Source organism: Candidatus Angelobacter sp., assembly GCA_035607015.1.
Lineage (GTDB): Bacteria > Verrucomicrobiota > Verrucomicrobiia > Limisphaerales > AV2 > AV2.
In genome coordinates this window covers 1-7,926 of the sequence record DATNDF010000423.1, presented here as the reverse complement: position 1 = coordinate 7,926, position 7,926 = coordinate 1, and the positions used below count along the sequence as shown (strand labels likewise).

The 7,926-nt window shown below is 58.6% G+C and carries 10 protein-coding genes; 6 read left to right on the top strand and 4 right to left on the bottom strand.

What is annotated here, in order from left to right:
* From VN887_17025 to VN887_17015, 3 genes are all read left to right on the top strand, one after another.
* A partial coding sequence (locus VN887_17025) for a transposase (protein HXT41713.1) occupies positions 1–548 on the top strand: 548 nt, incomplete at its 5' end.
* Between the two features lie 49 nt (positions 549–597).
* Positions 598–1,662, top strand: coding sequence for a cytochrome c (locus tag VN887_17020; protein ID HXT41712.1), 1,065 nt, complete (start codon positions 598–600; stop codon positions 1,660–1,662).
* 256 nt (positions 1,663–1,918) lie between these two features.
* Positions 1,919–2,158 (top strand): CDGSH iron-sulfur domain-containing protein, encoded by a 240-nt coding sequence (locus VN887_17015; protein HXT41711.1) that lies wholly within the window; start codon positions 1,919–1,921, stop codon positions 2,156–2,158.
* Positions 2,159–2,209: 51 nt separating this feature from the next.
* Here the strand turns inward: VN887_17015 and VN887_17010 are convergent, their stop codons facing one another.
* Genes VN887_17010 through VN887_17000 form a run of 3 tightly spaced genes read right to left on the bottom strand, consistent with a single transcriptional unit; the run spans position 2,210 to position 5,089 of the window.
* The gene (locus VN887_17010; GenBank protein ID HXT41710.1) at positions 2,210–2,692 is read right to left on the bottom strand and encodes a roadblock/LC7 domain-containing protein; all 483 of its coding nucleotides are present in this window, start codon (positions 2,690–2,692) and stop codon (positions 2,210–2,212) included.
* Between the two features lie 2 nt (positions 2,693–2,694).
* A complete protein-coding gene (locus VN887_17005) occupies positions 2,695–3,306 on the bottom strand; it encodes an ADP-ribosylation factor-like protein (protein ID HXT41709.1) in 612 nt (203 codons plus the stop codon).
* A gap of 10 nt (positions 3,307–3,316) precedes the next feature.
* Positions 3,317–5,089 carry a roadblock/LC7 domain-containing protein gene (locus VN887_17000; GenBank protein HXT41708.1) on the bottom strand — a complete coding sequence of 591 codons (1,773 nt, stop codon included), beginning with the start codon at positions 5,087–5,089 and terminating at the stop codon, positions 3,317–3,319.
* A 117-nt stretch (positions 5,090–5,206) separates the two neighbouring features.
* Here VN887_17000 and VN887_16995 point away from each other — a divergent pair, with 117 nt between their 5' ends.
* The 3 genes from VN887_16995 to VN887_16985 are packed head-to-tail and all read left to right on the top strand — an operon-like array spanning position 5,207 to position 7,009.
* A complete protein-coding gene (locus VN887_16995) occupies positions 5,207–6,283 on the top strand; it encodes a response regulator (GenBank protein ID HXT41707.1) in 1,077 nt (358 codons plus the stop codon).
* Positions 6,271–6,579 (top strand): hypothetical protein, encoded by a 309-nt coding sequence (locus VN887_16990; protein HXT41706.1) that lies wholly within the window; start codon positions 6,271–6,273, stop codon positions 6,577–6,579. Before VN887_16995 ends, VN887_16990 begins: the two co-directional genes overlap by 13 nt.
* Before the next feature lie 19 nt (positions 6,580–6,598).
* Positions 6,599–7,009, top strand: a complete 411-nt coding sequence (locus VN887_16985) for a hypothetical protein (protein ID HXT41705.1) — start codon at positions 6,599–6,601, stop codon at positions 7,007–7,009.
* Positions 7,010–7,085: 76 nt separating this feature from the next.
* On the opposite strand, the gene VN887_16980 is transcribed toward VN887_16985, so the two are convergent.
* Positions 7,086–7,697 (bottom strand): CHRD domain-containing protein, encoded by a 612-nt coding sequence (locus tag VN887_16980; GenBank protein ID HXT41704.1) that lies wholly within the window; start codon positions 7,695–7,697, stop codon positions 7,086–7,088.
* Positions 7,698–7,926: the final 229 nt, after the last annotated feature.

Sequence of the window (7,926 nt, the reverse complement as noted above, 5' to 3'; positions counted from 1 at the left end):
GGCCGAATAATCGAGCCGCAGGCTCGACACTACACCGCGTTATGGAACGCAAGATCAAGAACACGCCGCCGCGATTGCCAGTTGTGTTCCAGACTTACGATCCGCCGTTGTATCTGGTCACCTTTAACATGTTGGTCCGGCGTCCGCTGCTGGCGTGTGATGCCGTGCATGCCGCCTTCCGCGAATATGCCGAACGCGGCTTTTCATTCCACATCGCCACCGGGCGTTATGTCCTGATGCCTGACCATGTTCACGTGTTTGTCCGCATCGGACGCGATATGACTTTGCGCCGATGGGAGAGCGGTTTGAAACGACAGCTCGGTAAAGCGCTCACGAAGCAGGGGCACGAGCCGACGACCATTCCCGGATCGAAAATCAGCAGCTTCTGGCAGCCGGGATTCTTTGATCATCTTTTGCGTCACAACGAAAGCTATGCGGAGAAATGGGATTACGTCTGGCGCAATCCTGTTCGCGCTGGATTGGTGAGCAATCCGGAGGCTTGGCCCTATCAAGGCGAAGTCCACGTCATTGATCGCGTGAAAGTGTAGCGCTGATGTAGCGTCGGCGCTATGCGCCGATTTCGGTGGTATCGAGCCTGTGGCTCGACAGATTCGGCCACAGGCCGAACGCTACACCACCCATGCGATTGGCCTTGCCACAAGCAGCCTGCCGGAGTTTGCTGACGCCACAATGGAAGCCGGTTTAATGAAAGCGTTGAAATCGAAAGGGAACTCCCGCACTGCCCGCGCGTTGCTCACCCTTTTGCTCCTGGCCGTGTCGGCGCCAGTCAACACGGGAGACGCGGTTGAACCCGCCATGGACAAGGCTTTGAAACTCCTCGCGCCCGCCGTGTCCACCGGCACGGGCCTTCTTTTGCAACCGGTATTGACCCTGCCCGAGTTCACGACGGAGAAATTTGTCGCGGCCATGAATACAGTCGGGCCCGAAAAGATTCACAGGCCCTGGACCAACCCGGTCGTCACTCTGCCACCGCATCCACGCGCCAACGTAAAGGGTCTGACCAAGGACGAGGTGAAGGCTTACATGATGGAAGTGAAGCGCTTGTTTACCGAAGGGAAAGCCAATCCCGTTTCAGACGTGGGTCTGATCAGCACTCAGGAGGATGTGATCCGCAAGCCGATGCTCAACCATGTCGCGGCGTTTTCCAATGCCGTCGTCCGGGCCTACCTGCTCGTGCAAAGGACGGCGAGCGACGATGGGTGGGCCTACTATTCGATCGTGCAGGACCTGACCGCGGACCCCATCATTCACTACTTCGCGGAATTGAAGAAAGGCGGTCCTGAACTTCAGGCCACGAGCTGCTACAAGTGCCATTCCTCCGGCCCGCTCGCCATCCATCCGGCCCGCGGGGATCTGGTGCTCGACGCGCGTCTGCTGGCGGCGGTGGACAAGCACATCGCCGAGCAGCCGCGCTCGGAGTTTTACTTTCCCGCGGACAATCCGAAGCCACCCACCGGTGAGAAGTTGACCTTGAAGTTCTGCACACGTTGCCACGACGATGACGGCGACCGCGGTCCGCTCTACCAGGTTCAGTCGCACCCGATCCGCGTGATGGTGGACTTCGGCTACATGCCGCCAAACCGCCGTCTGAAACCCGCCGAGATTGCGGAGCTCAAGGCATGGCTGGAGCACAAACCGTAGCATTCACGCATTTCACCACGGTGGAAGCCGACCCGACCAAAGCCTGCAACCAAGACGACGCCACCGGTTTCATCCGGTTGAACGCACTGCACTTGAAAGTCTCGGCGAGGGTGCATGGGAAGCGGGATAAGTGAAAACTCCCCATGTGGCTCTTATAGGATTTCGACGCGCTTTCAGATGGCGTGGAACAAACCCGCAGTCTTGAGTCCTTGAAGAAAATGTTTGCCGTGGCCCGGGCCGCGGTTAAAAAGGCTTTATGAGCGAACCAATTGTTGCCCAAAAATCTCCCATCGTTCAAAAGGTCGAACCCGGCGAGTATTGGTGGTGCGCCTGCGGCCGGTCGAAAAGCCAGCCGTTTTGCGACGGATCGCACAAAGGGACCGGCCTCGGCCCGAAGAAGGTGGAAATCACCGCGGCCAAAACGGTGGCATGGTGCGCCTGCAAACATTCCGGTAACACGCCGTTCTGCGACGGGACGCACAGCACGCTTGGATGACCCCGCCAGAGGCCAGGTATTCGGAGGCCCTATTCGGGCGGAACGACGACGTCACGCTTGTTTCTTGCGAAACAGGTCGGCGGTGTCGGCGATGTTGAGGACGGAAAGGTCGTAGCCCTCACCCGGGGCGCGGTTCTGGGCGGTCTGCAACTGACCCGCCACCTTCGAAATCGTGGTCAGGGCGTAGTACTTCACCGCGCCGACGCTGATCTGCGCACGGAAGATGGCCAGCAGCAGGCAGTGTTCATCCACATTATGCACGAGCAGGCTGAAATTCTCCCCCTGCTGATAAACGCTGCTGAAGTTATTTTCGCCGACGAGGCTCGCAATGCCCTGTGTGGCGGCGTACATGGCGGCGGCAAGCGCCCCGATCGTGGTGGTATCGAAGCGACGGACGTCGCCGCACTGAGTGATGAGGAAGCCGCCCTTGTCGATGATCATGGCGGCCGTGGCCTCGCTCTTGGTCAGCAGATCGTTGAGGTCGCCGTCAATCTGCCGGATGTCTTCCTCGAGGAGTTGGGGCAGCGTGGCCATAATCAGGCGGATTTGCGGCCGCTTTCGTTGATGAATTTGTGGAGCAGCATGCGTGTGATCATGTTGAGGGTTTCAAACACGCCTTCGCATTTGCTGGCGGAAGCCGTGAACGACGGCACCTGAACATCCCGGTTGTTCAGCAGAAATTCCATGTAATCCACCGGCGCGACATTCGGCAAATCGCGCTTGTTGTATTGCAGGACGTACGGGATGTCGGCGAGGTTCATCTTCAACGTCCGCAAATTATCCTCCAGATTGGCGAAGCTTTCGACGCTTTCCTGCATTTTTTCATACTGCGAATCGGCGACGAACACGATGCCGTCAACACCGCGCAGCACAAGCTGTCGGGTGGTGTTGTAGATGACCTGGCCGGGCACTGTGTAGAGCTGGAACTTGGTTTTAAACCCCTTGATCGCCACGGCCTCGATCGGCAAAAAGTCGAAAAACAGCGTGCGATCCGAACTCGTCGCCAGCGAGACCAGTTTGCCCTTTTCCTGCGCGGTCTGGATATTCTCGTGAACTTTGACCAGGTTGGTTGTCTTGCCGCCCATCGCGGGACCGTAATAGACGATCTTGACCTGCAATTCCTTGGTCGCCTGGTTGATGATGGCCATAAGCTTTATCTTACTTGTTCTGCGGCCCCAACTGGGCGGCAACAATGCCCAGGTGAGGTTCCGGCAATGATTCTCCCGCCCGCCCAAGCACAGTGAAGAAAACACCGCCGGCCTTGAAGATCTTCAGAGGAACCTCGTCCACGATGATGGTCAAATTGTTCGCCTCGCCAAATTTCAATTCTTTGCTGTATTGAAGCATCCGGCTGAACATCTGCGGCAGAAACGCCGCAATGGTCTCGCCATTCAAACCCGGTGGAAGGTTGGCCGCGACCAGCAAACCGTCCTGCATCGCAATCAGCGCGCCAGCCACGCCGCGGAGCGCGCCGGTTTTCTGAACGATTTCACTCGGCGTCCAATTCTTCCGGCCCGGCTGGCCGAAAACTTCGCCGATTTCCTGTGGAACCTCGGCGGAGAGAGCGGGCGCCGGCGGCGCTGGAGCGCGCGGCGGAGGAGCAGCGGGCATGGCAATCGACGGCGCAAGTGTTGGGGCGGCGGGCGCCGCGGCCGGCGTCACCGGCGGTGTCACCTGAGCTTGAGGCGATGGGGCGAGACCTTTGCCCGTGAAAACGTCCGGGATATGCTCCGTGATCGTGTACCTCTTTTGCGGTCCGGCCGGTTTCTTGTGGGCCAGGAAAAGCGGCGCGATAACCGGAAGCGGCAATTCCAATTGCGTGTCATCCAACCCCGGGGCTGCCGACGGCAGCGGCGGCGGGTTGATCATCAAACGAAGCCGTTTCCACGCAAAGAGTATTTTCCCGCGCTTCAACGCCTGTTCGAGTTCATCAGCCGGAAAAGAGATCGTGGCGTTTGATGGCTCAGCCAGCGTTTGCTTGATGGCATCCGGCCATCCGCCTGAAATTTGCGCCAACGGCACTGCCAGCGGTCCGGTCGGCGCCGCAGGTGGTTGAGGTAACGGTGCCGCGGGAGGTCCGGCCGCCGGCTTCGGTGGCGATGTTGTCGGCAGCGGTTGCGAGGGCCGGATCGCGGGCGCAGCAGGTTGCGCTTGCGTCGGCGCCAGCGGCGACCTGAGGGCACTAGGCGCCGGCAGCGGCGAAGTTGGCTTGATGGGGGGCGGAGGCAATGGCGCGGACGGCCTCAGCGGAACCGACGGTTGCGTGGCTGGCATCGCGGGACCAGAAGTTGGAATATACTTCGGCGCGATCGCAGGTGCAGCCGGGGAAGGGGCTTTGGCAGGCGCGGTGCTCATGCGCACTGCGGTCAGCGGTTCGCCCTTGGGTCCAAAAATGCCGCTCACTTCTTCGGGCACTTCCACTGTTCTCTGCGTGGTCCGGCGAGGCAACTGATCGGGTTTGAGTTGGGCGACGATTTCGGGCAAAGGCAATTCGACGGGCGTCTGATCCTGGGTGCTGATGTCCAGGAAAACTCCCGCCGGCGCTGCCAGCCGCAGTTCGCCGTACGATATTTTGACGGAACCTTGAGGGAGTTGAGCCAGCACCTTTTGCAAAGGGATGGAAATGTAAACCGCACCTGCGGGTGGTTGCCGCACCTTGGACTTGAGCGCATCAGGCAATTTGAGCAACACGGATTTGAGCAGAATTCTGATGGAATCACCGGTGGCCGGTCCGGGGCGAGAGGGGGCCGCAGCAACGGGTTCAGGCAAAGTCTCTGCGGGCGGTTCAGGCGCTTCGGGCGGTGGAGCGGAATGTCCTCCGGGCGTATAGCCCGTCTGAAATTCACGCGGCGGGTACGCGGTTTCCAACGGCTCGGAAACCGGTTCCTCTTCCAAGCGCCTTCTGAACAGGTTTTTTAGGCGGTCGAACATCGCAAAATATTTGGTGAGTTTGACAGGTCTTCGCTCTGCCGTCGATATAATTGTAAGTTGCTTGCAATTTTCAACGTGAACGGTTTGTATTGTCTCGGAAGTTCAGTTGAACACGCTATGTCCGCCGGCCATAAAATCCTCCTCCTTGATGACGATCAGGACTTATTGGAGTTGTACCGGGAAATGCTGGCCCGGTTACCCAGCCAGCCGGAAATTCATACCGCCACTTCCGGCGCGCGGGCGATCGCTTTACTGGAGTCTGAACCGTTCTCTCTCCTCATTTCCGACCTGAACATGCCGAAGATGGACGGTCTCCAGGTCCTCACCATCGTCCGCCGCAAGTTCCCGCAGTTGCGAACGGCGGTAATGACTTCGGTCGTGGACGCGCAATTCCGCACCCGGGCATACGCCATGGGGATTGACCTTTTTTTGGAGAAGCCCAACACCAGCCAGGAGATCACGTTCTTCCTCGACTGCATCGAATCGTTGCTGGGACGCGAGATGGATGGCGGGTTCCGCGGCGTACAAAGCAAGAGTCTGGTGGATATCATACAATTGGAGTGCCTGTCGCAGAGTTCGTCCGTCCTGAAAGTCACCAACGGGCCTCTCTCCGGGAAGATATGGTTTCACAACGGCGACGTCATCGATGCGGAGGCCGCCGATCTGGCCGCGGAGGAGGCTTTCCGGAAAATCCTTTCCTGGAAGACCGGGAATTTCGAAATCCTTCCGGCAGAACCGGAGCGCGCGCGCGCCATCTTCAATTCCTATCAAGGTCTGCTGCTGGAATCAGCGCAAGCCCTGGACGAGGCACAGGCCAGCGGAAACCCCGAAATCGCCGTCGCGCAGGAAGCGGCCGCGCCAACCGCAGAATCGCCCCTGGCGCCGTTTTCCCGATTCAACGGCGTCGAGTTCGTCATGACCGTCCGCTCCAACGAACCGAAATTTGAATCGCTGCGCGCGGAGAATCCCGAACAGATTTCCCAATGGGTCCGCCAAACCATGCAACGCTTTCGCGCCCTTGGCGACGGATTGCAGGCGGGCCAGTTGAACCAATTGGAAGGCCTCGGACCGCAATGCCACGTGGCGCTGGTCTCCAAGGCCGACACCCACCTTTGCGTGGGCTTCCACCGCTCGCTGTCACAGGACATCGTGCGTGACACGATGAAAAGAATTGCCTCCAAATGGGCATCCTGAACCTCCTGAACAGACGCGGTTCGCAAGCGGGCCACAACCTGATGCGGATACCGACGGGAAGTTTCACGCTCGACCCCGGCGGACGGATCGTCGCCTCCACACTGCCTCAGTCCTTCCCGCCGGCACAGGTCAGGCAGATTGGCGACCTGGTTCTGTCCACATTCCAGGCGGCGCGCGATGCACGCGTTCCCTTGACCGAGTTGATCGCCGACTATGCGGCGCTCAGACTGACCGCGCGCGAGTTGCGCGGCGGGGCGATTATTTTCCTTGCTCCGCGGTCGTTGGGGCAAAAATAATGGCCAACCAAACTACCTTATGGAACACAAGAAACTGGACGAACTGATCGTCCAAATCGAAAACTATTTGGAGTGCTGGAAACAGTTCAATCACTATCTGAGCCTGGCGCGCACCAAAAAGTTCGGCCAGGAGGACGAGAACCAGTTTCTGGAGGTCAAGAGCGTGCTCGCGCAGGAGCTCGAGATGATTATTTCCGCGGTGGAATTCAGCAATCCGACCAAGGACGAGGTTCATGCGCTGCTGGGTGGCGCCACGTCACTCCGCTTTTTGAGCGAACTCAATGATGGCGCCTTTCGTAACCTGGAAAACCAATGGCACAAAATTTACATCGGGCTGCAGTCCATCCTCGGCCAGTTGAAGGTGCAGCAACGACAGACTGAATCGAAATCTGTCTGGTCAAATCTCTTCGGGAAAAAGAAATCGTCCTGAGCGCCGTTCCCGGCCCCTTGGTTAAACAAAAACGCCGGCCCCTTCAGGCCGGCGTTTGTCGCTTCCAGAAGAACCGTTAACTCTTCCGGCGCTGCCGCCAGACAAGCGCCCCCACGCCCAAACCGAGCAAAGCCAGCGTCGAGGGTTCGGGAACAGGCAGAATCTGCCCTCGGATTTCACCACCGGGGAAAGCCGTCGAGTGGACGTTGATGTACCAAAGCCCGTTTTCCAGGTCGGCGATCTGATTGGCAACCGGATAGGCGACGCCATTTTGGGTGGGATCCGTCAGATTCATCGTGCCGGAAATGGTGCCAGACCTGATACCGGCCCCCGTTGTTGTGAAAGGTTGTGGTGAACTCAAAAAATAAATTACACCGGTGTTCACTCCGGCGGCCGCTGGGCCGTGAATGTGCGATGCGGTCGAATCGGCCGATAACCCGGACCAAACGATGTTGTTAAAGGTCAGTGTGTCTGCCGTCGTGTCGAGCGTCAGCGTACCTGACCCTGATCCGGTTCGGCCCCCACCTCCATCCTGGGCCCCATCGAGGCTGACAGTGAAGTTTTCAATGGCAGCGAATGACGTATGGTTAAGAGCGAACAAGCCAACTGCGATGAGAGGAAGGATCGTTCTTTTCATGGTTATTTGGTCGTTTTTCGTCCTAAGGCCGCCCTTAAAATCGCCACCCAAGAGCGTGATAATGGAGTATGGCCACGTTCCTAAGATGAACGAAGGTGCATTTGGTTCCCGCCATATTTCATAAAAACCTGCCTTTCACTGTGGTCCGACAGATTTGGTGAAAGCGTTGACGGTTCTGATGTCCGCGGCTTTCGCAGCGTCCATCACCTTGACTATCTGGCCGAAGGGCGCGTCCGTGTCCGCGCGGATAGACAGGCTCACCTTCGGGTTTTGGGCGGCC